This is a genomic window from Streptomyces atratus, from assembly GCF_040655115.1.
GTDB classification, from domain to species: domain Bacteria; phylum Actinomycetota; class Actinomycetes; order Streptomycetales; family Streptomycetaceae; genus Streptomyces; species Streptomyces atratus_D.
This window is the reverse complement of record NZ_JBFAJH010000009.1, coordinates 1-26,135: the sequence shown is the minus strand read 5'-3', so window position 1 is coordinate 26,135 and position 26,135 is coordinate 1. Positions and strand designations below refer to the sequence as shown.

Here is a 26,135-nt window from a genome sequence, read left to right as displayed (position 1 = left end):
GTCGCTTCTCTCCGCGGGCCCGGAAGAGGTGCAAATGCCCCAAGGAATCCCGCCGCACGCCACCGACCGGCTCGACGACGACGACTACCCCGCCTACACGATGGGCCGAGCTGCGGAGATGATCGGCGCCACGCCCGGCTTCCTCCGGGCGATCGGCGAAGCGCGCCTGATCACGCCCCTGCGGTCCGAGGGCGGCCACCGTCGCTACTCCCGCTACCAGTTGCGCATTGCCGCCCGTGCCCGCGAACTCGTCGACGGCGGCACGCCGATCGAGGCCGCCTGTCGCATCGTCATCCTGGAGGACCAGCTCGAAGAGGCCCTCCGCCTCAACGCGGAGCTGCGTCGGCCGGTGGCGGATGCGGGGTCCTGAGGCCGGTTTCCGGCGCCGGGGCTCCGCGCCTGAGGGCGAATATCTGATGCCGCAAGCACAGGATTTTGTGCAATGCGCGATGAGGGTTTATGGCCTACCGGGCGGAGTGTAATTACGTGCCGTGCGCGCCCGCTTCCATCGTGCTACGGTTGGGAGCAGTTGCAGTTGTGGTTCCCAAAACTCCAAGTGCTCTTGTCTCCACAATTGGCTGATGGGTGCGCTTTTGTATTTCCGGCATCATTATTCCGGACGGGGTAATCATTGCGGCGACGCGGGACCGGCACAGTGCGGGTCCCCGGGCACTGCCCCAGAAGGAGATAAAACATGGCTACTGGCACCGTCAAGTGGTTCAACGCGGAAAAGGGCTTCGGCTTCATCGAGCAGGACGGTGGCGGCGCTGACGTCTTCGCCCACTACTCGAACATCGCCGCGAGTGGCTTCCGTGAGCTGCAGGAGGGCCAGAAGGTGAACTTCGACGTCACGCAGGGCCAGAAGGGCCCGCAGGCGGAGAACATCACCCCCGCGTGATCCTGCAGATGCTCCGGCGCCTGACGCGCTGAGACGCACTTGCGCAGCTGGGGCCCGCACCTTCGGGTGCGGGCCCCAGCTCGTTGCTTTTTCCGGGCCCGCACCCATGCGCCGGGCCCAGCTCGTTGCTTGTCCGGGCCGCACCCGTGTGCCGGCCCCAGTCCCTGCGACGGACACGGTTCACCATCCACCGTGTCGGACACGGCTCACTTTTCGCAGCCGGGCTTCGTCCACGTATGTCATCGGCCCGTTCTTGCGATTCCGCGCCGCCTCACAGCCGCGCGGAATTCCTCGATACGCGCCATATCGAGGAAGGGTTCTCCTTGAACCGCTCAGCTCGCACGAACGACCGTTACTCCGGCAACCGCAGCGGAGCCCCGAGCCGTTCCGGTTCCGGCTACCGCTCCGGTTCCGGTTCCGGTTCCGGATATCGTTCCGGTGGCTACGGCCGCCGGCCCGCTGCCAAGCAGGGCGAGTTCGCCCTGCCGAAGACCATCACTCCGGCGCTGCCCGCCGTCGAGGCCTTCGCCGACCTGATGGACCTGCCCGCGCCCCTGCTGGCGGCGCTCGCCGCCGAGGGCGTGACCGAGCCGTTCCCGATCCAGGCCGCCACCCTGCCGAACTCGCTCGCCGGGCGCGACGTGCTCGGCCGCGGCCGCACCGGCTCCGGCAAGACGCTCGCCTTCGGCCTCGCCCTGCTGGCCCGCACCGCAGGACGGCGCGCCGAGGCCCGCCAGCCGCTGGCCCTGGTCCTCGTCCCGACCCGGGAGCTGGCCCAGCAGGTCACCGACGCGCTCACCCCGTACGCCAAGTCGCTGAGGCTGCGCCTCGCGACCGTCGTCGGCGGCATGTCGATCGGCCGCCAGGCCGGCGCGCTGCGCGGTGGCGCCGAAGTCGTCGTCGCCACGCCGGGCCGGCTCAAGGACCTCATCGAGCGCGGCGACTGCCGACTGGACCAGGTCTCCATCACCGTCCTCGACGAGGCCGATCAGATGGCCGACATGGGGTTCATGCCGCAGGTCACCGAGCTGCTCGACCAGGTGCGGCCGGAGGGGCAGCGGATGCTGTTCTCGGCCACACTGGACCGCAACGTCGACCTGCTGGTCCGCCGCTATCTGCACGACCCGGTGGTCCACTCCGTCGACCCGGCGGCCGGTGCGGTGACGACGATGGAACACCACGTGCTGTACGTCCAGGGCGCGGACAAGCACGCCACCACGACGGAGATCGCGGCGCGCGACGGCCGGGTGATCATGTTCCTGGACACCAAGCACGCCGTGGACAAACTCACCGACCACCTCCTCAACAGCGGTGTACGGGCCGCCGCCCTGCACGGCGGCAAGTCGCAGCCGCAGCGCACCCGCACCCTCACCCGGTTCAAGACCGGACATGTCACGGTGCTGGTCGCCACGAACGTGGCGGCCCGCGGTATCCACGTCGACAACCTCGACCTCGTCGTCAACGTCGACCCGCCGAGCGACCACAAGGACTACCTGCACCGCGGCGGCCGCACCGCCCGCGCCGGTGAGTCCGGCTCCGTCGTCACGCTGGTGCTGCCGGGTCAGCGCCGCGAGATGACGCGCCTGATGGCCGACGCGGGCATCGTCCCGAAGATCGCCCAGGTCCGCTCCGGAGAGGCCGAGCTGAACCGGATCACGGGCGCGCAGGCGCCCTCGGGTGTGCCCGTCACGATCACGACGCCGACGACGGAGCGTCCGAGGACCGGCGGCTCGTCGTCCCGCGGCCGCCGCAATCGCCGCTCGGCACCCGCGCGCCGCACCGCCTGACCGGAGCCGGGGCGGGCGGGTCCGTTCGACGACCCGCACATGGCCGGTCCCGTCGTGCGTCGACGGGTCGGGCCCACCGTCGTACTCGTATCCGCCCAGCAGCCACAGCAGCCCTGCCGTGGCTGCTCGGCGGTGCGGGTGGCGGGGGTTGCGGGCGACGACACAACCGTTGACGTACACGGGAGTGATCGCGTGTCACTGCCACAGCGCCTCGGCGACCGCGAACCCGGCGAACACCGCGCCCAGCGACGCCACCACGCTCGCCACGACGTTGGCCGCCGCGTAGAACTTCGCCCCGTCCTCGGCCAGCCGCAGCGTCTCGTAACTGAACGTCGAATACGTCGTCAGCGCGCCGCACAGCCCCGTCCCGACGAGCAACTGAACCTGCGACGAGGCGGCACCGGCCGCCACCGCGCCGGTCAGCAGCCCCAGCAGCAGCGACCCGGCCACGTTCACCGCGAACGTTCCCCACGGGAAGACCGTGTCGTGCCGGGACTGGACCGCACGGTCGGTCAGATAGCGGAGCGGGGCGCCGATCGCGGCGCCGACGATCACCAGCAGCCAGTTCACCGGCTCTCCTCCCGGCCGCGGCGAACGATCTCGCACGCGTCCAGGACGACGACGCCGTCCCCGATCAGTTCGTCGATGAGCGGCAGGAACGCCCGGATCCGCTCCTCGGTGTCCACGATCACGACCGCCACCGGCAGGTCCTCGCTCAGCGACAGCAGCCGCTGGGTGTGGATCCGCGACGAGGAGCCGAACCCCTCGATGCCACGGAACGCACTCGCACCCGCCAGCCCGGCACGGTGCGCCCGGTGCACGATCTCCGTATAGACGGGGCGGTGGTGCCAGACGTCGGACTCCCCGACCAGGACCGTCAGGCGCAGTCCCCGCTCGGCCGCCCCGGCCGGCTCCGTCTCCCTCGTCATCGCTGCCTCCACGCCAGCACGCGGCGGGTCACCCACACCGCACTCCACACCGCGGCGAGCGCCGCCAGCGGCGTCAGTCCGAGATACGCGATGCCGGTACGGGCCCGACCGCCGTCCACCAGCCGTCCGATGTCCACGACGTACGTGGAGAACGTGGTGAACCCGCCCAGCATCCCTGTACCGAAGAACGGGCGCACCAGCCGGTGTGCCGCCCATACGTCGCTGATCAGGACCATGAACACGCCGATCACCGCACACCCGAGGACATTCACGACCAGTGTGGTCCAGGGGAAGCCGCCCGGCGGGGTGTCCCAGATCAGCGACGCACCGTAACGGGCAGTCGCTCCGACGGCGCCGCCGAGGGCGATGACGCCGAGGACGGGCCACTGTCCGCCCGGCCGCCGGGTGCGCCGGCCGGGTACGGGCACGACGCGCCCGGTGCCGCCGGGCTCATCCGTCACGGGGGTTGCTCGGGGCTGCTGGGCTCCCATGGACGCGTGTCTCCTACCTGCTGGGTGCCCGGACACGAGCACGTTCCACCGCAAGTAGGGACCGTTGGCGGCACTGCTGCCGCGGTTCGGGTACGGCGGGCCCCACCGCCGCGCAGCAACCGTCACCAGTCCCTGCTCGCACCAGACTATCGCCCGGCCGAACGCTCCGCCCGCCGCAGGTCAGCACCTGCCGGGCCGCGCATACAGCGTGACCCGGCCCCCCTTGTCCTGCACCCGTCGGCATACGACGAACTCCGTCCGCAGCACGTCCCGCTTGACCGCCTCCTCGGGCAGCGCGTCCTCCGGCTGCCCCGGCGGATCGCTGAGCGCCACGACCCGGTCGAACCCGCGCAGGCGAGCCCGGATCCGGTCGGCCGAATCCTCGGTGCCTTCGAGGGTGTTGTCGTCGCGGGGGGTCCGCAGAAGTGCCAGATCGGTCAGGCCCCGGAAGTCGTCCGGGTAGGAGAGGGCCCATTCCCTTCGCCGTGACGGCATGAAGAGCAGACCGGCGCCGTCCGACGCCAGGGCCCGTGCGTGGGCCGCGAGGGCGGTGACGTTGTCCTTGCGGCTGTCGGGGGTGCGCATCTGAAGCGTTACCGGGAGGAGGGCGACGGCTGTACCGGCCGCCGCGATGCCGAACATCACGGCACGCAGCCGCGGCGCGGCCGGCCGGGCAGTCCGTCCGGCGGCGTCCCACAGCCGGTCCACCGCGAATCCGATGAGCAGGGCGAGGGCGAGCTGGGAGTACAGGACGTAGCGATCCACGTACATGGGCTCGTGGAGGGACGCGAGGAGCAGCGCGGCCGTGGGCAGGATCAGCAGCGGGAGGGCCAGCCGCACCAGTCGGAGAGCGCGGGGCCGGCCGGCCGCGCCCGTCTGCTTCGTCCCGTACGCGGCGCAGAGCAGACCGAGAAGGGTGACGGCCGCGATCACGAGCCACTCGTCAGGATGCGGCCACCCGATCCAGGACACCTGTCCCGACTGGCTCAGGGAGAACAGGGTCAGCGGAGCCACCGCGGCCACGGGCAGCACGGCCGCCACCGCCCAGGACCGCAGCACCCGGCGGGGCGGGCGCCAGAGATACAGCGTCAGGCCGTGCGCCACCAGGGCCAGGATCGCGAACTCGTGGAGCCACCCGGCGAGGGCGAGGACGACCCCGTAGGCAGTCAGGCCCCGACGCGAGGGATCGTCGGCGGCGCCGACGAGCAGCCAGGTGGCGAGGGCGACCAGCGCGCACACCATGGCGTACGAGCGGCCCTCCTGCGCGTACATCTGGACGACGGGGATGACGGCGAAGGAGAGACCGGCGAGAAGTCCGGCACGGGGGCCCGCCAGGCGGGTTCCGGTCGACGCCACGAGCAGGGCGGACACGGACGTCGCGAGTACGGATGGCAGCCGGAGCAGCAGCAGTCCGTCGCCGCCCACGGCGAACAGCCCATGCATGAAGAAGTAGTAGAGCCCGTGCACGGCGTCGGCGGTGCCGAGCAGATGCCAGATCTCGGAGAGGCTGCGGTGCGAGACCTGGTACGTCACCGACTCGTCGCGCCACATGGTGTTCTCGCGACGAATCCCCCAGAGACCCACAACCAGTGCCAGCAGCGCGGGCCATAACCCGTAGCGGTATGAGGTGCGATGGTCGGCGCCGCCTTCAGGATCCGGTCCGGAACGGCCCCCGGAATCTGCCGCCGCGCTCAAATCGACCGGGCCCTGCGGGTGGTTGATGGCACGGCTCCGATTCGGCGACGGAAGAGGTCCATAGAGCTCCGGGGCTCCGCTCGTCAGCGTACCCAAGGTGCCGGGAAGGAGGGAGGGAAATCCGGAGAGTGCTGTGATTCCCCCATTCAGGCGCACGGGGCGGGTGCTGGGCTCGCGCGGATCGGGGGCGCGGAACACCGGAGAACACCCGAGAACGTCTGAGAACACTTGAGAACGTCCGGGAACCCCCGAGAACACGAGAGAGCGCAAGGGAACGGTCGTGGTGAAGACTTCCCCGAGGATTGTGGTGGTCGTCCCCACCTACAACGAACGGACGAATCTGCCGGTCCTCGTCGATCTGCTCATGGATCTGCATGTACCGAACCTGCGCATTCCGGTGGTGGACGACAATTCGCCCGACGGTACGGGGGACGTCGCGGACCGGCTCGCGGCCGAGACGGCGAGTCGAAGCTCGGGCTGCGCGTGCGGATCGAGTCGGCGGTGGCGCCGTGGAAGCTGCGGTTCGGCAAGCGGGGTGGCTGAGCAGCCACGACGCCACGACGTGGTGTGCGGCGGTGCGGACAGGCCCTAAGCGTTCAGCAGGGCGAGAACTTCCTCGTCGGACGTCTGGGAGAAGTCCCGGTACCACTCGCCGACGGCCGAGAAGAGGGCCGGCGTGGACAGGCAGACCACCTCGTCCGCCTGCCTGCGCAGCCAGGCGATCGTGTCCGCGGGCGCCACCGGAACCGCCAGCACCACCCGGGCCGCGCCCTGTGCCCGTACGACCTCGCAGGCGGCCGAGGCCGTGGCGCCGGTCGCCACCCCGTCGTCGACCACGATCGCGGTACGGCCGGCCAGCTCCAACCGCGGCCGGTCGCCCCGGAACTGCCGTGCCTGCCGGGTGAGTTCCGCCTTCTGGGCGCGCTCGACGGACGCGATGTCCCCGGGGCTGATCCCTCCGCGGCGTACGACGTCTTCATTGATCACCCGCACTCCGCCCTCGCCGATGGCGCCGAACGCCAGCTCACGGTGGTACGGGACGCCGAGCTTGCGGACCACGATCACGTCGAGGGGTGCGCCGAGTGCCGTCGCCACCGCCGCGGCGACCGGAACCCCGCCACGGGGCAGGCCCAGAACGACGGGTCTCTCCCGCCCTTCCTCCCCCTGCAGATGCCGGAGCGCCTGGGCGAGCCGCTTGCCCGCATCCGTGCGATCGGTGAACAACACGGTGGTTCACCCCCGACCCAGGGGAGACAGAGGCCACGTACGCACCTACTTCGAAGCAACCCCATTTGCGGCGCCTGCGCAAGTCGGCGAGGGTCGATCCATGGAACGGATCGGAGCGGTACTGATCGACATCGACGGCGTGCTCACCGTCGACTGGGAACCGCTGCCCGGCGCGGTGGCCGCCCTGGAGCGGCTGCGTACCGCCGGACTCCCGTTCGTCCTGGTCACCAACACCACCTCACGCACCCGCGCCCGCATCGCCGCGAAGCTGGCCGTGGCGGGCTTCCCCGTCGGCGAGGACGACATCCTCACCGCCCCCGCCGTTACCGCCGCGTACCTGCGCGCCCACTGCCCGGGTGCCCGGTGCGCACTCCCGATGAGACCCTGGCCGCCGCCCCCGCGCATGCGATGAGGCAGCCACTCCCGTCGGTAGTCGGCGTGGCCGGCGTAGGGCAGCGCCAGGTCCAGCAGGTCGTCGCAGGGCCGGAGCTCGCCGTCGTACTGACAGTCGTCCCGGTCGTCCCACGGCAGCTCGGGGTCGCCCCCGGCAGGACTGCACGCCAGGCCAGGCGAGGACGCCTCGCCTGGCCTCGATCTCCCGCAGGACGCGGGCCGGGTCGTGCAGTGCGATGTGCCGGGCGATGACGGGCGGGAATCCGGAGAGATCCACCTGACAGAAGTCGACGGTGCCGCCGAGCGCGGTCCACTCGCCGCAGCCGTCACCGTCGCAGCGGCGGGCCAGGTCCGCCTCCTCGTCGAGGCGGACTCGCAGGAAATCCACCAGATCGTCGGTCATGCACGCATCATCCGCGTCACGACGGTACGGACGCGTTCCCGTGCCCCGCGCCACGACCGTACGGACATACCCGCCCCCATCGCCTCCCGCCACCGTCCGAGGGATGTGCCCGCCGCGCCGCGCCTCTCCACCGGCCTCGGCCGCCCGCGAGTCATACCCTCAGAACGCCCATTTCCCGGTCCTCGTGCACCACACACACCGGTGGAGTCCGCATGTCATCAGCCGTCACCGGAAACCGACGCCGGAACCGGAGGCGTCGGCGCGTCTTCACACTCCTCGGCCTCGTGCTGGCCGCCACGGTCGCCGCGTTCGGCATGGACTGGGTGATGCCGTCGAAAGCCCCGGACAAGCTCGACCCGCGCATCTCCTCGATCATGCGCAAGCCCTACTACCCGCACGCCCGGTGGGGGCTGTTCGAGCAGAACCCGGAGACCGGAGAGGTGGTGCAGTCGCGCTACGCGGACCAGTTCTTCATCCCCGGTTCCGTGGCCAAACTGTTCGGTGTCAGCGGTGCCTGGCACACCCTCGGCAGCGATCACCGCTTCGTCACGCCCGTGCATGCCGTCGGACAGCGCCGGGGTGCGACCCTCACCGGAGACCTGGACCTCGTCGCGCAGGGTGACCTGACCCTCGGCGGCCGTACGCGTCCGGACGGCACCGTCGCCTTCACCGCCATCGACCACACCTACGCCGACGACATCCCCGGAGCGACCCTCACCCCGCAGAACCCGCTGGCCGGTATCGATCAACTGGCCCGGCAGGTTCGTGCCTCGGGGATCACCAAGGTGGACGGCGACGTGGTCGTGGACGCACGGCTGTTCCGTCCCGACCCGGAACTCGACCCGACGCCGGCGCCCCTGATCATCAACGACAACCTCATCGACCTGCTCACCACCCCCGGCGGCGCACCGGGCGCGCCCGCCAAGCTGGACTGGCGCCCGAAGGTGGCGCCGTACCGCGTCACGTCCTCCGTCCGTACCGTCGAGGCGGGCAAGCCCGCCGACATCACGGTGACGCCCTCCGCCGACGGCACCCGCATCCAGCTCTCCGGCACCATCGCCGCCGGTTCCGCCCCGGTCCTGCGGGTGTCGGACATCCGGGACCCGAGCGCCTTCGGCCGCAGCGCCTTGATCGAGGCGCTGAAGCGGGCCGGGGTCGAGGTCACCGCGCACGCGGGCGGAGCCAATCCGGCCGGCAGGCTGCCCGACTCCTACCGGGGCGCGCCCGAGGTGGCCCGGTTCACGTCCCCGCCGTTCGAGCAGTACGCCCGGCTCATCTTCAAGGTGAGCCACAACCTCGGGGCGAACCTGGGCATCTGTCTGATGGCCGTCCGTACGGGAAGTCATCAGTGCTCGGACGGATTCCGCGTGCTGGCGAAGTTCCTGGACGAGGCGAAGGTGGACGGCAAGGCCGTGCAACTGGCCGACGGCCGCGGCGGCAACCCGGCCGACCGCACCACACCCCGCGCCGTCGCCCAGATCCTGACGTACTGGCAGGGCACCCCCGATGCGGACCGCTTCCGGGAGGCGCTGCCGACCCTGGGCGTCGACGGCAGCCTCGCGGGCAACTGCCGCGACTGTCCCGCCCGGGACAAGGTCTCCGCCAAGACAGGGACCGTCGTCGGCGGCGACCTCGTCAACGACCGGCTGGCGGTGGGCGCGGAGACGACCGCCGGGTATCTGGAGACGCGCAAGGGGCACTACGACGTGTTCTTCGCCGGGGTGAACGGCGCCTCGGTGCCTGACATCAACGGCGCGCTGACCATCGGGAACGACGTGGCCGACGTCGCCGCGATCCTTCAGGAGAACGCGAGCGGCAGTTCCTGAACCACGTACGCGGTGACATGCGTACGCCGACGGAAGTCCCGGGTCGACGCGATCGCCCCGGGGCCCGACCCTACGGTGATGCGCGCCGGACTCGCCGCGTTGCCGGCCTCCGAGCCCCCCGCGGACGGGGGACCCGGGGCAAGGAGGGGGCGGATCCGGTCGGCTATCGGGCCGTTCCGAAATCCTGCGTCCAGTAGCTGCCGGGCTGCGCGAGTCCGATGCCGATTTCCTTGTACCCGCAGTCGAGGATGTTGCGCTTGTGGCCCGGGCTGGTCATCCATGCCGCCATCACCGACTCGGGTGTGGAGTAGCCGTAGGCGACGTTCTCGCCGTAGGCGCTCCAGCTGTAACCGGCACGGGTGATCCGGTCACCGGGCGACGATCCGTCGGAGCCCGTGTGGGACATGTTCCGGTGGTCGGCCATGTCCTTGCTGTGGTCCTGCGCCGCCTTGGTCAGCTTGGCATTGACGGCGAGCGGAGAGCATCCGACCTTGCCGCGCTCGCTGTTGACGAGCGCCAGCACGCGAGCCGTGTCGGCGGATGCGGGGGCGGTGGTCGGGGCAGGAGCTGTCGATGGGCTCGCGGACGCCGCAGGGCTCGCGGACGCACTCGCAGTCGGCTTCTGCCCCCAGGAGCCGGCCGTCCAGTGGTGCGCGGAGCCCGCGGTCCTCCAGTCGTGCGCGGAGCTCACGGTCTCCCAGCGCGCGGAGGGCCGGCTGCCCGCGTCCTCCGGAGAGCTCAGACAGGCCATGGCCGCAGAGGGAACACCCACGGCGCCTGCTGCGACGACAGCGATGGCTATCGGCCGGTAGTACGTCTTCCTGCGGTGCTTCCTCATGCGTGACCTCGCTCGATAGTCGCGGAGCCTCCCCGGTGGGGCAGGTTCCGCGCAGTTCCTTGGCTGAGCTGTGGAGATGCTGTGGGCCGTCATTCTTGGAACTGCCGTGAGGCGGGGCAACAGGGCTGTCTACTGACCTGCTTCGTAGTGACGGTCGGCTCTTGCCACGTCCGTCCGGCCGTGCTTGTCCGGTCTTTGGAGACGCGAGAAGTCCTGAGGCGTCGTCAGGGTTCCCTGCTCGCCGAACGAACGAGGGCGAACACCCGGCCGTTCGCGTGTCGGCCCACCCCGCGCGGGGCATGTGACGTCAAGTCGGACATATCTCATCAAGTCGACGCCGCGGCGTCTACTATTCGGAGACCGTATTGCCGTACATCGATGTGGCAGATGTCACCGGTGAATAAATGCGTCATCTCTTTGTCTTTCACGCCGCGCAACTTTGCGTTCATGAGGGCGCACGGAAGGGAATGGCGTCCGAAAGGCGATAAAGAATGCCGCCCGGGCCGGGCGGCATAAAAAAAGGATCATCCCGGCTGTTGCGGGCCACCGCATCCGCGTTCACCCGAGGGCGTGCCCGTCCGGCCGCCGACCTCGCCGAGCTCGGTGTTCTCCTGCGGCGCCCGGTTCCGTACGCCTCCCGCGATCATGCGGAACCCCGGCCCGAGCCGTTCGGAGATCGCACGCGCACATGGGCCCGCCCGGGAGGTGATCCATGCCGGCGCGAGCCCTCAGGTGCGGCCGTAGCGGATGGTGTGGTCGGCGAACTCCAGAGCCATGTCATGGGTGACGGTGGGACGGGTGTGCCTGATCGTGAGGAGAAACTCCTCGGTGGTGGGCTGGGCCCTCTCTCCGGTGTCGAGGGTGCGTTCGAAGACGGCCTGGGCCACCGTACGGACAACTTGCCTGATGTCGGCGGGGGTGAATCCCTCGCTGGCCTCGGCCAGGGTGGCCGTGTCGGCTTCCGCCCCGGTCTTGGCGATGTAGCTGGTCCACAGGGCTTTACGGGCCTCGTGGTCGGGCGGCCCGACGGGCAGGACGTAATCGAATCGCCCATGGCGCAGAAAGGCCGGATCCAGCGCGGCGACCGTATTGGTGGCGCAGATGAGCAGTCTGCCGTCGCGGTCACGGAACCGCACGATCGATTTGAGGAGCTCATTGACCACGCCGACAGACGTGGGGTCGGCGAGGTTGCGGGTGCCGGCGACTTCCTCCACCTCGTCGATGAAGACCAGCACGTGGTCGAGTTGCGCGATCTCCTCGAAGCGCTGGCTGAGTCCGTTCGCGAGCCCGTCCTCCAGCGCGAGACGGGAGGGGAAGAGCTCGACGAACGGCCAGCCGAGCCGACTGGCCACAGCCTTCGCGAACGTGCTCTTGCCCGTACCCGGGGGCCCGAAGAGCACAACGGCCTGCGGTGGTTCGACGCCGTGCTCGTCAGCGAGCTCGGGGTTGGCCAGGGGAAGCACCAGTCGACGTTCGACGAGCCGCTTCTCGTCCGCCATGCCTGAGAGCTTCTCCCAGAGCCCGGCAGCGGGCACCATCGCGCCGAGCGAGGAGAGGATCGCGGAGTCCTGGGCGGTCACCGACCGCACCTTCTCGAAGTACGTCAGCCCTCGATGCCGGCGGAACCCGGAGTTGTGGAGCGCGGTGGCGCCCGTCTCCTCCTCGGGCAGCACCGCGGCGACGATCTTGGCTCCGGCGCTCTGCAGGCGGTGCTCCAGGGCGGAGAGCAGCGCGGTACCCAGCCCCAGGTTCCGCCAGGCCGGGTGCAGGGCGATACGCAGCACCCAGGCCCGGTCGCCGTCCACCCGCCCCACCGCCGCGCCCACGAGATGTCCGTCGGCCACCGCGACGACACCGGGATTCTGCGCCTGCACCGCGGCGACGACCTCGGACAGGCGGAATACAGCGGGCCGGTCGGTCGTGGTGCTCTCGGCGTCGAGCCGCACCACCGATTCGAGATCGTCCGGCGTGAAATCCCGCACATGCCACACCGCCATGGCTCAACCCTCGAACGTCGCTCCTTGAATTCCCATCATCAGCCAGGTCCATCACGCCCGCCAATCAACGGCATACGGCATTGCCCGGCCGCCGCATCCGTGAAGGGGTTCACAACTGCTGAGCAAGCACATCGTGGGCGAAGGGCCCACCGGTGCGGCCCGCCTCATCGGGCCGGGCGAGGTGCACGCTGGTTCAGGCATCGCCCCGCCCGGGGCGGGAATCCGGCCACCGGCGAGGCGAGCCGGGTCCGGTCCCGCCGAGGAAACCGGACACGCGCAGTCCGGTGGAAAACCCTCAGGACGTGGGCCGCACCGGCAGGGAGGGAGGCGTACGGCTCACCGTCCGGCCCGACGCGGCCGCTGCCCGCGCGAATTTCGCGGCGTCCACGACGGCCGCACCACCCAGGTCGTTGTTGAAGTACACATACACATCGTCCTCGTCGGGCCAGGCGTCGACGATGCGACGGGTCCAGGACGTCAACGCCTGGCGCCCGTAGCGCGGCGGCGGCTCCGCGATGCCGCCGTGAAACCGTACGTATCCCCATGACGCGGTTCGCCACAGCGGCGTCACCGGGCGGGACCAACGATCTGCCCAGCACAGCGCGCTGTCGTGTCGTTCCAGCACCGTGCGGAGCTCCCGCTCCGCCTCCCACCACGAGGTGTGCCGGAGCTCGACGGCCACCCGAACCGTGTCGGGAAAGCAGCTCAGGCAGGTGTCCAGGGCCCCGATGTCCTCCCGGAAGTTCGACGGCAGTTGGAGTAGCACCGGCCCCAGGCGGTCGCCGAGACCCTCGGCGTGATCCATCAGCCGGCGCACCGGCTCCTCGGGATCGCGCAGCCGCTTCAGATGGGTCAGGTAGCGGCTGGCCTTGACCGCCATGACGAACCCGTCCGGCGTCCGCTCCCGCCAGGAGGCGAAGATCTCCGCAGTGGGAAGCCGGTAGAAGGCGTTGTTGTTCTCCACGGTGGCGAACTGCCGGGCGTACTCCTCCAGCCACAGCCGCTGCGGTTGCCCGGGGGGATAGAGAACGCCGCGCCAGTCCTTGTACTGCCACCCTGAGGTTCCGACGAGCATGGGCATGGTCCGATCCCTGCCCCCGAGGCCGAAGGCCGTAACACCTCGCCCGGCGAGTACGCCCGCGGTGGAAGCGCGAGCGGGCAGGGCTGATGGGCCCGTGCATCCGGCAACGCGCCTCCGCCCCGACCGGCGCGGGCGGCGGAAAGGGCGTGTGTCGCACGCCTTCGCCCATCGGTGCGTGCGCCACGCGGCGAGCAGTTCTTCGGGGCCGTAGACCGCCTGGTGCCCCGAACAGCTGACTCCGCAGCGCGGGACCGCGACGAGCGGGACAGGGGCATCGGTCACGGCTGCCCGGTGTCCGTGCAGTGCGGCGAGATCGTGCCCGTCGAACGGAGAGGTCTCCAGCCATTTGATCCGCGTTCCACTGGCTCGGCGCCAGTAAAGTCCGGGGCCTCGAAGAGGCGGCCGCGGCGCCACAATGGAGATGCGGGACGCGCCGACCGTTGAGGAGAGCGGGGCCCTTCGATGCCGTACATAGCTGTCACTGCGTTGAGCCACACCGGGCTCATCCGCGATCACAATGAGGACAGCCTCGTTGTCGGCCCGTGGACGTTGTGCGCCACCGTGACCGAGAACCCGCAGACGCTGCTGTTCCCCCTCGGCACACCGCTCGTCGTCGCCGTCGCCGACGGGATCGGCGGGCAGCCGGCCGGCGAAGTGGCCAGTGCGCTGGTCGTCCGCCGACTCGCCATGTTCGGTCCTTCGCTGGACAGCGAGGAAGCCGTTCGTGACGCTCTCAACGCCTGCAACCATGCGGTGTACGCGGCCGCCGACGGCAACCCGGAACTGGTCGCCATGGGGACCACGGTCGCGGGTGCCGTCGTGCTGGCGGAGTCGCTGCTTGCCTTCAACGTCGGCGACAGCAGGGTGCTCGACGTGACTCCGGACGGGCTCCGCCAGGTGAGCGTGGACGACAGCCCGCCGTTGGCGCCGGGCCGGCGCACCACGTCACTTGTCACGCAGGCGCTCGGCGGCGCCCCCCGGTTCAGCGCCGTCACGCCCCACGTGACGACGTCGCCGCTGTCCGCCGGCGATCGCTATTTGGTCTGCACCGACGGGCTGACCGACCCGGTGACGGAGGACGCACTCGACAGTCTGCTGCGCGTGCACGACGACGGCAGGGCCGCTTTCGAGCTGTGGAAGGCCGCCATCGAGGCGGGAGGCCCCGACAACATCACGCTCGCGATGGTGCGCATCGGCGAGTAGCGGCCGGTGCGAGCGGTTCGTCGAAAAAGCCCCGGGCCGGTGGTCCGGGGCGTTCGTGCGGAGCGGGCGACGAGAGTCGGACTCGCACTCCGGGGACCCGATCACGTCCGCGGCGCTCGGGAGCAAGAACTCGAGCACGGCGCTTACGGCCCCGCCACCACCGGCGCATCCGGACCGCGCGGCGTCAGGCTTCGCCGCAACCGCCCCGCCTCCTCGACGAGCCGGGCCGGACGGACCATCCCGACATTGCCTCCGACGCCGTGGGCGGCCCGGACCAGTGCGTCTGCGGCCGCCTGCGGGTCGGGCACCGTCCGGGCGCGGGCCGCCTCGGCGAGCGCCTCCGCCGCGACGGCCTCCGTGGCCCCGGCGATCCGTGGGGAGGCGGCCGCGTGCTCGGCCGTCCCGGCTGCCTGTCCGTACCGGCCGTCGGTCCAGTGGACCCACTTCCGGTGCGGATCCGGTGCCGGACGCCCGGGCCGGTGCGCATGGGCGGCGGACACGGCCCGACCCCGCCGTGGACGTCAGGTCGTAAGCTGGTCGGCTATGGGAGACGCTCCGCACGAGGTCAGCGCATGGCGACAGGGACGCAACCCGCAACGCCGGAACGTCGGGGTGCTCGGCTGGGCGTTGCTGGTCCTGCTCGTGGTCGCGGTGTTCACCCTGGGGCCGCGCTGACTCATGAGGACCGGTCGGCACCCGGCGCCACCGGTCTCTCCGGGGGCGCTGCCGGTGAGGGCGCCGGGGCCGAGGCGTTGTTGTGCCGGGGCCGGCGCCGCCGGGGACGAACCCGCCGGCGGACGAGGCCGCCCAACGGGACAGTCCGTCCACGCAGAAAATCGGCCAACCAGGTCGGGACGCTACTCGACACCATCAGTCACGTGCCCGCTCGAGGCCGGGAGCCGCCGGTTCTCCCAGTCCGGCCAGCGCATGGTTGAGCGCGACGACGTTGACGCGTTGCTGCCCCAGGAAACCCAGCGCGCGTTCCTGGACGTGCCGGGTGACCAGGCCCTTGACCCGGGCGGGGGCGAGGTGGCGTGCCTTCGCGACGCGGTTGACCTGCTCGTAGGCGTATGCCGGGGAGATCGCCGGGTCGAGGCCGGAGCCACTGGTGGTGACGGCGTCCGCGGGGACGGACGCCGGTGGGACACCGTCGAAAGCGGCGACCGCGGCGCGACGGTCCCGGACCGCCTTGACCAGCTCGGTGCTGTTCGGGCCGAGGTTGGAGGCGCCGGAGCTCAAGGGGTCGTAGCCACCGACGGACGGACGGGGCTGGAACCATGCGGGGTCCGGGCGCAGCGCCTCGTTCGGGTCGCGGGGGTTCCTCTTCGGCAGGGCGAAGTTCTGGCCGATCAGGCTGGAGGCCACGGGTCTGCCGTTCTCGGTGAGCAGCGAGCCGTTGGCCTGGTGGGGGAGGCCTGCCTGTGCGATGCCGGTGACGAGCAGGGGGTACGCGAGGCCCGTGATGACGGTGAACACGAGCAGTATCCGCAGGGCCGCCAGATGGTGGCGGAGTACGGGCGGAAGGGTGGTGGGCGTCATGGGATCGCCTCGTTCTCTCGTCGGGCCGCCGGTCAGCGCAGGCCGGGAATGAACTGGATGACAAGGTCGAGCAGCTTGATGCCGACGAACGGCATGACCAGGCCGCCGAGCCCGTACATCCAGATGTTGCGGCTGAGCAGTCGGGAGGCGGAGGACGGCCGGTAGCGCACGCCACGCAGCGCCAGCGGGATCAGCGCGATGATGATCAGTGCGTTGAAGACGATCGCGGAGGTGATCGCAGACGTCGGGCTGTGCAGACGCATGATGTTGAGCAGGTCGAGGCCCGGGTAGACGCTCGCGAACATCGCGGGGATGATCGCGAAGTACTTCGCGACGTCGTTGGCGATGGAGAAGGTCGTCAACGCGCCTCTGGTGATGAGGAGTTGTTTGCCGATCTCGACGATCTCGATGAGCTTGGTCGGATTGGAGTCGAGGTCGACCATGTTCCCGGCCTCCTTGGCGGCCGACGTTCCGGTGTTCATCGCCACACCGACATCTGCCTGGGCGAGGGCCGGGGCGTCGTTCGTGCCGTCGCCGGTCATGGCGACGAGCTTCCCGCCTGCCTGTTCGCGCCGGATCAGAGCCATCTTGTCCTCGGGCGTCGCTTCCGCGAGGAAGTCGTCCACACCGGCTTCCTCGGCGATGGCGCGCGCGGTGAGCGCATTGTCCCCGGTGATCATGACGGTCCTGATGCCCATGCGCCGCAGTTCGTCGAAGCGTTCGCGCATGCCTGCCTTGACGACATCCTTGAGGTGGATGACGCCCAGCACGCGAGCGGTCTGCGTACCGTCGCCCCGGGAGACGATGCCGACGACCAGGGGGGTACCGCCGCTCGCGGAGATGCCGTCGACGATCTGACCGACGTCGGCGGTGGGGTGGCCGCCGTGGTCGCGGACCCAGCGCATCACCGCGGTCGCCGCGCCTTTGCGCAGGGAACGGTTCTCCTGCGGATCGTTGAGGTCGACTCCGCTCATGCGGCTCTGAGCGGTGAAGGGGACGAACGCGGCCCGGTCCAGTTCGCCCTCGCCGCGCCCGCGCAGTGCGTACTGCTGCTTGGCGAGGACGACGATCGAGCGGCCCTCGGGCGTCTCGTCGGCGATGGAGGACAACTGGGCGGCGTCCGCGAGTTCATCGACGCTCACCCCGTCCACCGGCAGGAATTCGGCGGCCTGGCGGTTGCCGAGGGTGATGGTGCCGGTCTTGTCGAGGAGGAGGGTGTTGACGTCGCCCGCGGCTTCCACGGCGCGTCCCGACATCGCCAGCACATTGCGCTGGACGAGCCGGTCCATGCCGGCGATGCCGATCGCCGAGAGCAGCGCGCCGATGGTCGTCGGGATCAGCGCCACGACGAGGGCGACGAGGATGACGATGCTCTGCTCGGCCGCCGCGAAGATGGCGAAGGGCTGCAGGGTCACCACGGCGATCAGGAAGACGATGGTGAGGGATGCCAGGAGGATGTTGAGCGCGATCTCGTTCGGCGTTCTCTGGCGGGCAGCCCCCTCGACGAGGCCGATCATCCGGTCGATGAAGGTCTCTCCCGGCTTCGAGGTGATCTTCACTACGATCCGGTCCGAGAGCACCTTCGTGCCGCCCGTGACCCCCGACCGGTCGCCGCCCGACTCACGGATCACCGGCGCCGACTCGCCTGTGATGGCTGATTCGTCGACGCTCGCGACGCCCTCCACCACATCGCCGTCGCCCGGGATCATCTGCCCGGCTTCGACGACCACGTGGTCACCCAGCCGCAGGTCGACGCCCGGCACTGCCTCCTCCGCGGTGTCCTTCGCGCCGGGCCGCCAGCCGGTGAGCCGCCGGGCCATCACGGTGGTCTTGGTGCGGCGCAACGTCTCCGCCTGTGCCTTGCCCCGTCCCTCGGCCACGGCCTCGGCCAGGTTGGCGAACACGGCCGTCAGCCAGAGCCATACGGTGATCACCCATGCGAAGACGCTGGGGGACCTGATCGCCGACAGCGTGGTCAGAAGCGCCCCGACCCCCACCACGAACATGACCGGGTTGTGGAACATCGCGCGCGGATTCAGCTTGCGCAAGGCGTCGGGGAAGGATCTCAGCAGCTGCCTCGGATCCAGCAGCCCGCCCGAGATCCGGTCCTGCCGAGGTCCGGCACCCGGCTGGGTGGGACCGGAAGCGGCGGTTGTGGACATCAGCGCAGCCCCTCTGCGAGGGGGCCCAGCGCGAGGGCCGGGAAGTAGGTCAGCCCCACGACGATGAGGATCACCCCGGTGAGCAGGCCGACGAACTGCGGTCGGTGGGTGGGCAGGGTGCCCGCGGTGACCGGTACGGGGTGTTGGCCGGCGAGCGATCCGGCGAGCGCGAGGACGAACACCATCGGCAGGAACCGGCCGAGGAGCATGACCACGCCGAGTGTGGTGTTGTACCAGACGGTGTTCGCGCTCAGACCGGCGAACGCCGAGCCGTTGTTGTTCGCCGCGGACGTGAAGGCGTACAGGACCTCGGAGAAGCCGTGCGCCCTGGTGTTGAGCATGGCCGCACGCTCGCCGGGGAACGCCATGGCCAGGCCCGCACCGATCAGCACGAGGGCAGGTGTGGTCAGGATGTAGAGCGAGGCGAACTTCATCTCCCGGCCGCGGAGCTTCTTGCCCAGGTACTCGGGCGTTCGGCCGACCATCAGTCCGGCGACGAAGACCGCGACGACCGCCAGGATCAGGATCCCGTAGAGGCCGGAGCCGGTACCGCCCGGTGCGATCTCGCCCAGCATCATGTTGAAGATCGTCATTCCGCCGCCGCCCGGCGTGTACGAGTCGTGGAAGGAGTTGACCGCCCCGCACGACGTGAGGGTGGTGGACACCGCGAACAGGGCCGAGGCCCAGATCCCGAAGCGTGTCTCCTTGCCCTCCATCATTCCGCCGGCCGCGTGGCCGGCCGTGCTGCTGACGCTGTGCAGCTCGTTGACGGTCACGATGGCGACCGATGCGGCCCAGATCACCGCCATCACGGCGAGGATCGCGTAGCCCTGGCGGTGGTCGCCGACCATCGCGCCGAAGGTCCGCGGCAGTGAGAACGAGATCACCAGCATCACATAGTTCTCGATCAGGTTGGTCAGGGCGCTGGGGTTCTCGAAGGGGTGCGCCGAGTTCGCGTTGTAGAAGCCGCCACCGTTGGTGCCCAGTTGCTTGATGGCCTCCTGGGAGGCGACGGGGCCGCCGGTCAGGCTCTGGTGGCCGCCCGCGATGGTGGTGATGCCGTGGATGCCATGGAAGTTCTGGATGACGCCGGAGGCCACCAGAACGATCGCGAAGAGGAATGCGAGGGGCAGCAGGACGCGCAGGACGATCCGGGTCAGGTCCACCCAGAAATTGCCCACGCGATCGGTCTTCTTCCTGGTGAAGCCGCGGATCAGTGCGGCGACGACGGCGATACCCATGGCCGCGGAGGTGAAGTTCTGCACCGCGAGGCCCGCCATCTGGACCAGATGACCCATCGTCGACTCACCCGAATACGCCTGCCAGTTGGTGTTGGTGACGAAGGACGCGGCGGTGTTGAACGACAGGTCAGCAGCGACCGGCTTCATGCCCAGGGAAAGCAGGAAGTGGTTCTGCAGACGCAGGAACCCGTACAGGAACAGCACCGACATGGCGGAGAAGGCCAGAACACTGCGCAGGTAGACCGGCCAGCCCTGGTCGGCGTCGCCGTTCACTCCACCCACCCGGTAGATCAGGCGCTCCACGCGCCCATGGTGATCGGTGGTCAGGGCGCGGGCCATGTAGCCGCCCAACGGGCGAAACGAGAGTGCCAGCGCCACCACCAGGGCGATCGCCTGGAGCCAGCCCGCGAGAGTGTCGTTCATCCGGCCGGTCCCTAGAACTTCTCGGGAAGGATCAGACAGACCACCAGGTAGATCACCAGGAGGACGGCAACGACCAGGCCGACGATGTTCTCCACGCTCACAAGCGCTCAGTCCCCCTGGCTGCCAGACCGATGAGGGCAAACACCACGACCGTGAGGCCGATGTACGCAACGTCCGACATGCGCGGGGCACCTCGCAGAATCAACAGGAGCGGGGCTTCTCGGCTCACCCATGTGTGAGGCTTTTCCCCATTTCTGATGCTATATCAGTCAATGGCCGCCCGCAGGGCGGCGTGGCTCTGGCGCGGGGCCCGAAGGCAGTAGGCGGTGCCGCCCGGGCCGCCGCTGCTGTTCCGGCCGCCGCTCGTCGCGGTTCTCGGCGCCTGCACGCGCGGCGCCCGGGCCGAAGGCGGTCCCGACAAGGAAGGGCAGGAGCCGCAACCCGGCCCATGCGCAAAGCGCATGGGCGGGCCCCGGTGGAACCGCGGTCCGGGGCGGCCGATGTGCATGGCCGCCGCGCTACGTCGTCATCGGCGCGGGAGTCTCGCCGGCGCGGTCGACCGCGGCCTTGGTGAGGACCGCGGAGGTGCCGACAACGGTCCCGGCCGGGCCGGCGTCGCCGGCTTCGGCGAGGACCGTACGTTCACCGAGGAATGCGTACGTGGTCCGGTCGAAGACCCACTGCGTCTGCTCCCCGTGTGCCGTGCGGGCGACGGCAACGCCTTCGCGTCCCGTTGCGTCGGCCGCCGCATGGATCACCGTGACCCCGGGGATCTTCGCGGCGGCCTTGTAGAGCGCGGCGCTGACCTGCGGTGGTGCCCAGGTCTCGGCCAGCAGGTCGCCGATCGCGGTGAATGCTCGCTGGTCCGGGTCCTGGCCGGATCCGCGGGTCTCGTCCCGGATCAGCTTCAGCAGGGCGTCAGGGTCGGTGGGCAGCGACGCGACGTACTCGTGGGTCGGGTTTCCGATCGACGGGTCCCTCTTGGACGCGGTGCTCGGCCGGGGCGTCGCTCCTGGGCCGTCGAGGGTGTGGACCGGTGCGTCGGTGTCGAGCCGGGTGTCGGGCCCGCCCCCCTCGCGCAGCAGGCCGGGGCGGCTGCCGTCGGCGGACAACCACACCTGCCGCGTGTGCACGGGGGCCATGGTCACGGGGCCTCCTCCGGCGCTCTGCGCGGCGTAGGCGACCTTGCTCTCGACGTACACGAACTGGTCGGCACGGACCGTCGGTTGCTTCCTTCCGGCGGCGGCGAGCGCGACGCGGTCGAGGAGTTGTGTCACTTCGGGTGCGCGGGGGGCGCCGCCACGCGTGACCGCGGCGGTGTCGCGCCCGGGCGTGCCCGCGAGGTTCACGGCCACGACGCCGCAGACCGCCAAGGTACAGGCGACTGCCGGCGCCAGGATCCGGACCAGGCGCCGGCGCGGGCGCGAGGCCCGGGTGGTGAGGCCGCCGGGCGGGTCGGCGAGGGCAGCCTTGCGCAGCAGTGTTTCCTTCAGCAGCAGTTCGCGGTCGGGACCCAGGCCGGGGACCGGTGGCGGGGGCAGCAGGCCGGTGAGGCCGAGGCGTTCGGTCTCTTCGGACCGGTGGTGCGAACGGCGCCGCGGGGAGGTGTTCATCCGTGGTTCTCCTGGGTCAACGGCCGGGCCACGGGGATGCGGTCCGGAACTGGCTTGTCGGGGGTGGCGGAAGGTTCCCTGTTCTCCGCCGCGGGCGGCCGTCGGGATCCGGTCGGCGTGGCCTGCGAGCGTGTGGCGCGGGCTTCGGCGTCGGCGAGCTCGCGCAGTCGGGCACGGGCGCGGGACAGGCGTGACCGCACGGTGCCGACCGGCACGCCGAGTGCCTCGGCCGCCGCCGCGTAGTCCAGGCCGGCCCACACCACGAGGGTGAAGACCTCTCGGTCGCGGTGCCGCAGGCGGGCGAGTGCGGTGTGTGCGGCGCGCAGCTGCTCGGTGTCCGCGAGGTGCGTGACGAGATCGTCGACGAAGTCCGGAATCGAGCCGCGTTCAGGGACGCGGGCGAGCGCGATCTCGCGGAGTCGGCGTGCGCGTGCGTTGCGGCGCATGATGTTGGTGGCGATTCCCAGCAGCCACGGGCGCAGACTGTCCCCGTCGGGGCGCAGCTTCTCCCGGCTGCGCCATGCTTCCAGGAAGGTCGCCGAGACGACGTCTTCGGCCTCCGCCCAGTCGCCCGTCACCCGCAGGGCATAGCGGTACAGCACCTGGGCGTGCTCGTCGTACAGCTCCCCCAAGGCGTCGCGGTCTCCGCGGCGGAAGCGATTCCTCATGAGTGATTCCACACTCTGCTCTGCCGCGTCCGTTGCGCCGGTTCCGGTGACGTGCACCACACATGCGGCCCCGTGGGCGCGCCCTCGCACCCGGTGTGACGCAGCCCACGGGAACGCCGGCGCCCGGAAGCGCAGTGCAGGTCATGAACAGTTCTTCCGTACCCCGCCGGAGTGTCCTGCGCACTCTGGCTCTCGCCGCCGCCCTGGTCGGCAGCGCGACGCCCGCATGGGACACCACCGCCTTCGCCGCGGAGCCGGAGACGTACGCCCTCACGATCACTCACCTCGACCGCACCGGCCACAGGACAGCGGACTACGCCACCAACGTCACCGGAATCTCCGGCCCGGGTGCTGACGAGGCCGTCCATCCGTACGACGCTTCCGGCACGACCACCGTGCGCCTGCCCCGGGGCCGGTACCTCCTGGACAGTTCGCTGACCACCGGTGACGCAGGAGACGGCACGGACTGGATCGTCCAGCCGCGCCTCGACCTCGACCGCGACACCACCATCACCGTCGACGCGCGGACCACTGCCCCCGTCGACGTACGGCCGCCCGACCGCTCCGCGGGCTTCCTGCACAGCGCGATGTTCGTCGAGGTCACGCACGACGGCGCCACCCGTATGGCCAACATCATCAACTCCACACCGACCCTGCGCGTCGCCCACCTGGGCCCCGACACCGAAGCCGGATCGGTGAAGCAGTGGTTCGACGCGTACTGGAGGACCGAGACCGCCGGCTACGCGCTCGGCCAGACCTTCACCGGTACCCGCGCCCTGACCGGGCTCACCCGGCAGTACTCCGCGCAGGAATTGGCCACCCTGCAGATCCGCGGCGCGGCCCGGCCGGGCACCACAGGGACCGCGTCCTTCGACCTGCAGCCGACCGCCGGACCGACCGTCGGCGTCTCCGAAACCCTGGCGACCCCCGGCACCGCCACCTTCCTCGTCACGCCCCAGCGCGGCACCTGGGACGTCAGCTACGCGCCCGCCAGTGGTCCCGGCGCGGCGTCGACCCGCTACTTCGCCAACGGCATCGCGGTGCGCGCCGGGACCACGACCACGCACACCTTCGACAACGCCGTCTTCGGCCCCGACCTCACCGACCGCACCGGCGTCGAACGCGACGGCGACAAGATCACCGTCAACGTCCCGATGCTCGCCGACGGTGACAGCCACGTACCGTCGTCACCGTCCTTCGACACGGCCTCGACCACGCTGTACCGCAACGGCGTGCTCGTCGGCACCCAGTCCGGCGCCCCCGGACGAGCCGAGTTCACCGTGCCGTCGGCACCGGCCGCGTACCGCATGACCAGCACCGTGAACCGCAAGGGTGCGGCCGGCACCGCCACCCGTGTGACCGCGACATGGACCTTCAACTCGGGCACGACGACCGGTCCGACCCCGACGCCGGTGAGCGTCGTCCGCTTCTCGCCCGAGCTCAGCCCGACCGGCGCTGCGGCGGCGAACACGGCACTGCGTGTCCCGGTCACCGCGCAGGGTGCCGCCGCGAACGGACACACGCGCTCACTGACGGTCTCGGTGTCCACCAACGGCGGCGTCTCGTGGACCCGGGTCCCCGTCGACCGCGGCGCGGTCACGATTTCCAACCCGAAGGCGGGCACTGGCGTCTCCCTGTGCGCGGAGCTGACCGATACCGACGGGAACACCCTCACCCAAACCATCATCGACGCCTACCGGACCCGATGACCCGGTAACGGCCTCCCCCGCGACAGGGAGATGGGCCCCCGACCGCGGGGGAGGCCGTAATCCGGGCAGGTGAACGGGGCGTGGGACCTTCGGCTTCCGGCACCTTGAGCGAGGGGGAGCTTCAGGACAGTCGGCTGGACCTCTTCAGCTGTGGGCAAGAGGTGGGGGATCTCGTCCCTGTGGTGTCTGCCGGATGGCGGAACGCCTCTATGACGCGTACAGAACTCCAGTGCTGCAGGCGGGAGTTGATTGGGCCGTTCCTGCCGTTCGGCGGGTTCGGCCCGTACCCGTATGCGGGTGCGGCAGCGGTTCGAAGGGGTGATCCGGTGGCCGAAGCTGCCTGGTGACCGCCGTTCACCGCCCTGACCGGCACGTAGTCGCACGCGCCTTCCTCGGCGACCGGAGTCCGTCTCTCTGCCGGCCGTCCCGCCCCGACGGGTGCCCGACGAATCAGGGCCGGTCGTGCCAGGCGAATGCCGTGATCCGCCAGCCGTCCGAGGTGCGGACGAACTGGAAGGTCTTGGTCCCGACACCTTCGAACGGCTCACCGTCCAAGACCCCGGACTTGCGGTATTCGCTGAACCGCGACGCGATATCGCCCGCGACCTCGGTCCGCTCGGAGGTCTCCCACTCGGAGAACTCGACCAGTCGACCGTCGGACAGCAGCCGCCGGCGAGGCTCGATGAACTCGTCCACGGTGTAGACCGTGAACTGCGGGGCGGTGGTGACGATCACACCGCTTGGAAGGACCAGCCGCCGGATCCGGGCCACGTCGGCAGCCTTGCCACCCCGATTGTCAAAGGCGCCGAAGAACTCGGTGGTCACTGCGTCGATCTCGGTCTTGGACATGGACACGACGCTAACACCGAAGGGGCGAAAGCACAGTCGCCGAGACCACCCAGCCGACCGGGGGCGTTCACCACCCGGACCGGCACGTACTGGCACGTCCCCGTTCAGGAGGCTGGGGGTGGTGTCCCGCGGGGGCGCGAGAGGGCGCCCCGCCTCTCAGCGTATGAGTGAGCGGGCTGTGGGTGCCAGCCTCAGGAGTTCGGGGGCTGCGGTCTGCGCCTGCTCGATGTCCGGAAGAAGCTCCTCCCGTACGAGGGGATGAGCCATGGCGCGGGCGAGGTGGCGGCGGTGCGCGCTCTCGTCCGGGTACGACGTGAAGACCGCGACGACGTTCTCCCCGGTGCGGACCGGGAGCCTGGGGAATGTGTTGGCCGCCGGCTCCGTGGTGAGTACGGCGAGTGGTGCGGGCCCTGTTTCCCGCAGCACGCGGACGAGACCGTCCCGGATCAGTTCGACGCCGTTGTGGCAGCCCTCCGTATCTGCCCCTGCTCGTCGAGGCGGTGTTCAGCCGGCACGCGGTGGATGTGCGTTACCGCCGCTGGCGCGAGCCGCAGGAGGTGAGCCGTCGGCTGCACCCCTACGGCCTGGTGCTCAAGTCCGGCACCTGGTACCTCGTGGCCGCAGCCAAGGGCCGGATCGCCACCTACCGGATCACCCAGGTCCTCGACGCGGTGTTGAGTGACGAGCGTTTCGAACGGCCGGAGGACTTCGTCCTGGGTGAGTACTGGTCGTCCTACCTGGACGACTTCCAGGCGCGCCGCTACACGGGCACTGCCATCATCCGCTTGTCCCCGAAAGGGCGCGAGCGGCTGCCGGCCAACGTTCCCCCCGAGGTGGTCCGGGCATTCGACGCCACGGCAAAAGCGGTTGGTGACGACGGCTGGATCGAGGCGGTCATCCCGACCGAGAGCACCGAGCATGCCTGTGGTGAGCTGCTGCGGCTCGGCATCGATGTGGAGGTCGTCGCACCGGAGGAACTGCGCCAGGTCATGGCAGACGCTGTGTGCGTACTCGCCTGGACCTATGGACGCGGGTGAGCCGACGGGACAGGACGTTCCGCACCGTGGTGCGGGCCCGGTGCGCGGCGCCCATGGGCGCCGGACGCGGGGCTCGGCTTCATCGGGCCGCCCCCATACGCCATCTAGGAGTTTGGCGACAATATC

General features: G+C 70.2%; 25 protein-coding genes and 4 pseudogenes. 10 read left to right on the top strand and 19 right to left on the bottom strand.

Translation table 11 applies throughout. The annotated features are described in order from the left end of the window. Window positions 1-34 precede the first annotated feature (34 nt). From AB0I23_RS13230 to AB0I23_RS13220, 3 genes are all read left to right on the top strand, one after another. Entirely contained in the window at window positions 35-370 is a 336-nt protein-coding gene (locus AB0I23_RS13230) for a MerR family transcriptional regulator (RefSeq protein ID WP_359109330.1), read from the top strand. 324 nt (window positions 371-694) lie between these two features. Further along, complete coding sequence (locus AB0I23_RS13225) at window positions 695-898, top strand: cold-shock protein (protein WP_015609674.1); 204 nt, start codon at window positions 695-697, stop codon at window positions 896-898. Between the two features lie 323 nt (window positions 899-1,221). Next, window positions 1,222-2,685 (top strand): DEAD/DEAH box helicase, encoded by a 1,464-nt coding sequence (locus tag AB0I23_RS13220; RefSeq protein ID WP_359109329.1) that lies wholly within the window; start codon window positions 1,222-1,224, stop codon window positions 2,683-2,685. Window positions 2,686-2,880: 195 nt separating this feature from the next. On the opposite strand, the gene crcB is transcribed toward AB0I23_RS13220, so the two are convergent. The 4 genes from crcB to AB0I23_RS13200 form a co-directional block, all read right to left on the bottom strand. Beyond that, on the bottom strand, window positions 2,881-3,255 hold the full coding sequence (crcB, locus tag AB0I23_RS13215; RefSeq protein ID WP_359109328.1) for a fluoride efflux transporter CrcB: 375 nt from the start codon (window positions 3,253-3,255) through the stop codon (window positions 2,881-2,883). After that, complete coding sequence (locus AB0I23_RS13210; RefSeq protein WP_359109327.1) at window positions 3,252-3,614, bottom strand: DUF190 domain-containing protein; 363 nt, start codon at window positions 3,612-3,614, stop codon at window positions 3,252-3,254. Before AB0I23_RS13210 ends, crcB begins: the two co-directional genes overlap by 4 nt. Beyond that, on the bottom strand, window positions 3,611-4,105 hold the full coding sequence (locus AB0I23_RS13205) for a fluoride efflux transporter FluC (protein ID WP_359109326.1): 495 nt from the start codon (window positions 4,103-4,105) through the stop codon (window positions 3,611-3,613). Before AB0I23_RS13205 ends, AB0I23_RS13210 begins: the two co-directional genes overlap by 4 nt. Window positions 4,106-4,285: 180 nt before the next feature. After that, entirely contained in the window at window positions 4,286-5,800 is a 1,515-nt protein-coding gene (locus AB0I23_RS13200) for a glycosyltransferase family 39 protein (RefSeq protein ID WP_359109325.1), read from the bottom strand. Between the two features lie 280 nt (window positions 5,801-6,080). Between AB0I23_RS13200 and AB0I23_RS13195 the strand changes: the two genes are divergently transcribed. After that, entirely contained in the window at window positions 6,081-6,392 is a 312-nt protein-coding gene (locus AB0I23_RS13195) for a glycosyltransferase (protein ID WP_359109324.1), read from the top strand. A 5-nt stretch (window positions 6,393-6,397) separates the two neighbouring features. On the opposite strand, the pseudogene AB0I23_RS13190 reads toward AB0I23_RS13195, so the two are convergent. Continuing rightward, a pseudogene (locus AB0I23_RS13190) lies at window positions 6,398-7,027 on the bottom strand (phosphoribosyltransferase); the annotation flags it as partial. A gap of 100 nt (window positions 7,028-7,127) precedes the next feature. Here AB0I23_RS13190 and AB0I23_RS13185 point away from each other — a divergent pair. Continuing rightward, window positions 7,128-7,400: pseudogene (locus tag AB0I23_RS13185) on the top strand (TIGR01458 family HAD-type hydrolase); the annotation flags it as partial. A gap of 255 nt (window positions 7,401-7,655) precedes the next feature. Here the strand turns inward: AB0I23_RS13185 and AB0I23_RS13180 are convergent. Beyond that, a pseudogene (locus tag AB0I23_RS13180) lies at window positions 7,656-7,823 on the bottom strand (DUF6221 family protein); the annotation flags it as partial. A 212-nt stretch (window positions 7,824-8,035) separates the two neighbouring features. On the opposite strand from AB0I23_RS13180, the gene dacB reads away from it, so the two are divergent. Then, window positions 8,036-9,649 (top strand): D-alanyl-D-alanine carboxypeptidase/D-alanyl-D-alanine endopeptidase, encoded by a 1,614-nt coding sequence (dacB, locus tag AB0I23_RS13175; protein WP_359109323.1) that lies wholly within the window; start codon window positions 8,036-8,038, stop codon window positions 9,647-9,649. Between the two features lie 163 nt (window positions 9,650-9,812). Here dacB and AB0I23_RS13170 read toward each other — a convergent pair whose 3' ends face one another. The 4 genes and pseudogenes from AB0I23_RS13170 to AB0I23_RS13155 all read right to left on the bottom strand — a co-directional run. Beyond that, window positions 9,813-10,487, bottom strand: coding sequence for a CAP domain-containing protein (locus AB0I23_RS13170; protein ID WP_359109322.1), 675 nt, complete (start codon window positions 10,485-10,487; stop codon window positions 9,813-9,815). 728 nt (window positions 10,488-11,215) lie between these two features. Continuing rightward, window positions 11,216-12,484: an ATP-binding protein gene (locus AB0I23_RS13165; RefSeq protein WP_359109321.1), complete on the bottom strand. Its 1,269-nt coding sequence runs from the start codon at window positions 12,482-12,484 to the stop codon at window positions 11,216-11,218. Window positions 12,485-12,779: 295 nt separating this feature from the next. Further along, entirely contained in the window at window positions 12,780-13,565 is a 786-nt protein-coding gene (locus AB0I23_RS13160; RefSeq protein ID WP_359109473.1) for a DUF72 domain-containing protein, read from the bottom strand. Between the two features lie 177 nt (window positions 13,566-13,742). Next, a pseudogene (locus AB0I23_RS13155) lies at window positions 13,743-13,916 on the bottom strand (ATP-binding protein); the annotation flags it as partial. Between the two features lie 111 nt (window positions 13,917-14,027). Here AB0I23_RS13155 and AB0I23_RS13150 point away from each other — a divergent pair. After that, window positions 14,028-14,768 (top strand): PP2C family protein-serine/threonine phosphatase, encoded by a 741-nt coding sequence (locus AB0I23_RS13150; RefSeq protein ID WP_359109320.1) that lies wholly within the window; start codon window positions 14,028-14,030, stop codon window positions 14,766-14,768. Window positions 14,769-14,911: 143 nt separating this feature from the next. Here the strand turns inward: AB0I23_RS13150 and AB0I23_RS13145 are convergent, their stop codons facing one another. Further along, window positions 14,912-15,268: a hypothetical protein gene (locus tag AB0I23_RS13145; protein ID WP_359109319.1), complete on the bottom strand. Its 357-nt coding sequence runs from the start codon at window positions 15,266-15,268 to the stop codon at window positions 14,912-14,914. 43 nt (window positions 15,269-15,311) lie between these two features. Here AB0I23_RS13145 and AB0I23_RS13140 point away from each other — a divergent pair, with 43 nt between their 5' ends. Then, the gene (locus AB0I23_RS13140; protein ID WP_359109317.1) at window positions 15,312-15,443 is read left to right on the top strand and encodes a hypothetical protein; all 132 of its coding nucleotides are present in this window, start codon (window positions 15,312-15,314) and stop codon (window positions 15,441-15,443) included. Window positions 15,444-15,638: 195 nt separating this feature from the next. Here the strand turns inward: AB0I23_RS13140 and kdpC are convergent, their stop codons facing one another. The 6 genes from kdpC to AB0I23_RS13110 form a co-directional block, all read right to left on the bottom strand. Continuing rightward, window positions 15,639-16,307, bottom strand: a complete 669-nt coding sequence (gene kdpC, locus AB0I23_RS13135; RefSeq protein WP_359109316.1) for a potassium-transporting ATPase subunit KdpC — start codon at window positions 16,305-16,307, stop codon at window positions 15,639-15,641. Window positions 16,308-16,339: 32 nt separating this feature from the next. After that, on the bottom strand, window positions 16,340-18,469 hold the full coding sequence (gene kdpB, locus AB0I23_RS13130) for a potassium-transporting ATPase subunit KdpB (RefSeq protein WP_359109315.1): 2,130 nt from the start codon (window positions 18,467-18,469) through the stop codon (window positions 16,340-16,342). After that, window positions 18,469-20,133, bottom strand: coding sequence for a potassium-transporting ATPase subunit KdpA (kdpA, locus tag AB0I23_RS13125; RefSeq protein WP_359109314.1), 1,665 nt, complete (start codon window positions 20,131-20,133; stop codon window positions 18,469-18,471). Before kdpA ends, kdpB begins: the two co-directional genes overlap by 1 nt. 11 nt (window positions 20,134-20,144) lie before the next feature. After that, window positions 20,145-20,234, bottom strand: coding sequence for a K(+)-transporting ATPase subunit F (gene kdpF / locus AB0I23_RS13120; protein WP_359109313.1), 90 nt, complete (start codon window positions 20,232-20,234; stop codon window positions 20,145-20,147). 417 nt (window positions 20,235-20,651) lie between these two features. Then, window positions 20,652-21,746, bottom strand: coding sequence for a CU044_5270 family protein (locus AB0I23_RS13115; protein WP_359109312.1), 1,095 nt, complete (start codon window positions 21,744-21,746; stop codon window positions 20,652-20,654). Beyond that, entirely contained in the window at window positions 21,743-22,414 is a 672-nt protein-coding gene (locus AB0I23_RS13110) for an RNA polymerase sigma factor (RefSeq protein WP_359109311.1), read from the bottom strand. The genes AB0I23_RS13115 and AB0I23_RS13110 overlap by 4 nt, the downstream gene beginning before the upstream one ends. Before the next feature lie 143 nt (window positions 22,415-22,557). Between AB0I23_RS13110 and AB0I23_RS13105 the strand changes: the two genes are divergently transcribed. After that, window positions 22,558-24,123 carry a serine protease gene (locus AB0I23_RS13105; RefSeq protein WP_359109309.1) on the top strand — a complete coding sequence of 522 codons (1,566 nt, stop codon included), beginning with the start codon at window positions 22,558-22,560 and terminating at the stop codon, window positions 24,121-24,123. 450 nt (window positions 24,124-24,573) lie between these two features. On the opposite strand, the gene AB0I23_RS13100 is transcribed toward AB0I23_RS13105, so the two are convergent. Beyond that, entirely contained in the window at window positions 24,574-24,972 is a 399-nt protein-coding gene (locus AB0I23_RS13100; RefSeq protein ID WP_359109308.1) for a nuclear transport factor 2 family protein, read from the bottom strand. Between the two features lie 156 nt (window positions 24,973-25,128). Beyond that, the gene (locus tag AB0I23_RS13095) at window positions 25,129-25,398 is read right to left on the bottom strand and encodes a hypothetical protein (protein ID WP_359109307.1); all 270 of its coding nucleotides are present in this window, start codon (window positions 25,396-25,398) and stop codon (window positions 25,129-25,131) included. A gap of 74 nt (window positions 25,399-25,472) precedes the next feature. Between AB0I23_RS13095 and AB0I23_RS13090 the strand changes: the two genes are divergently transcribed. Next, the gene (locus tag AB0I23_RS13090; protein WP_436846927.1) at window positions 25,473-26,009 is read left to right on the top strand and encodes a WYL domain-containing protein; all 537 of its coding nucleotides are present in this window, start codon (window positions 25,473-25,475) and stop codon (window positions 26,007-26,009) included. Window positions 26,010-26,135 lie beyond the last annotated feature (126 nt).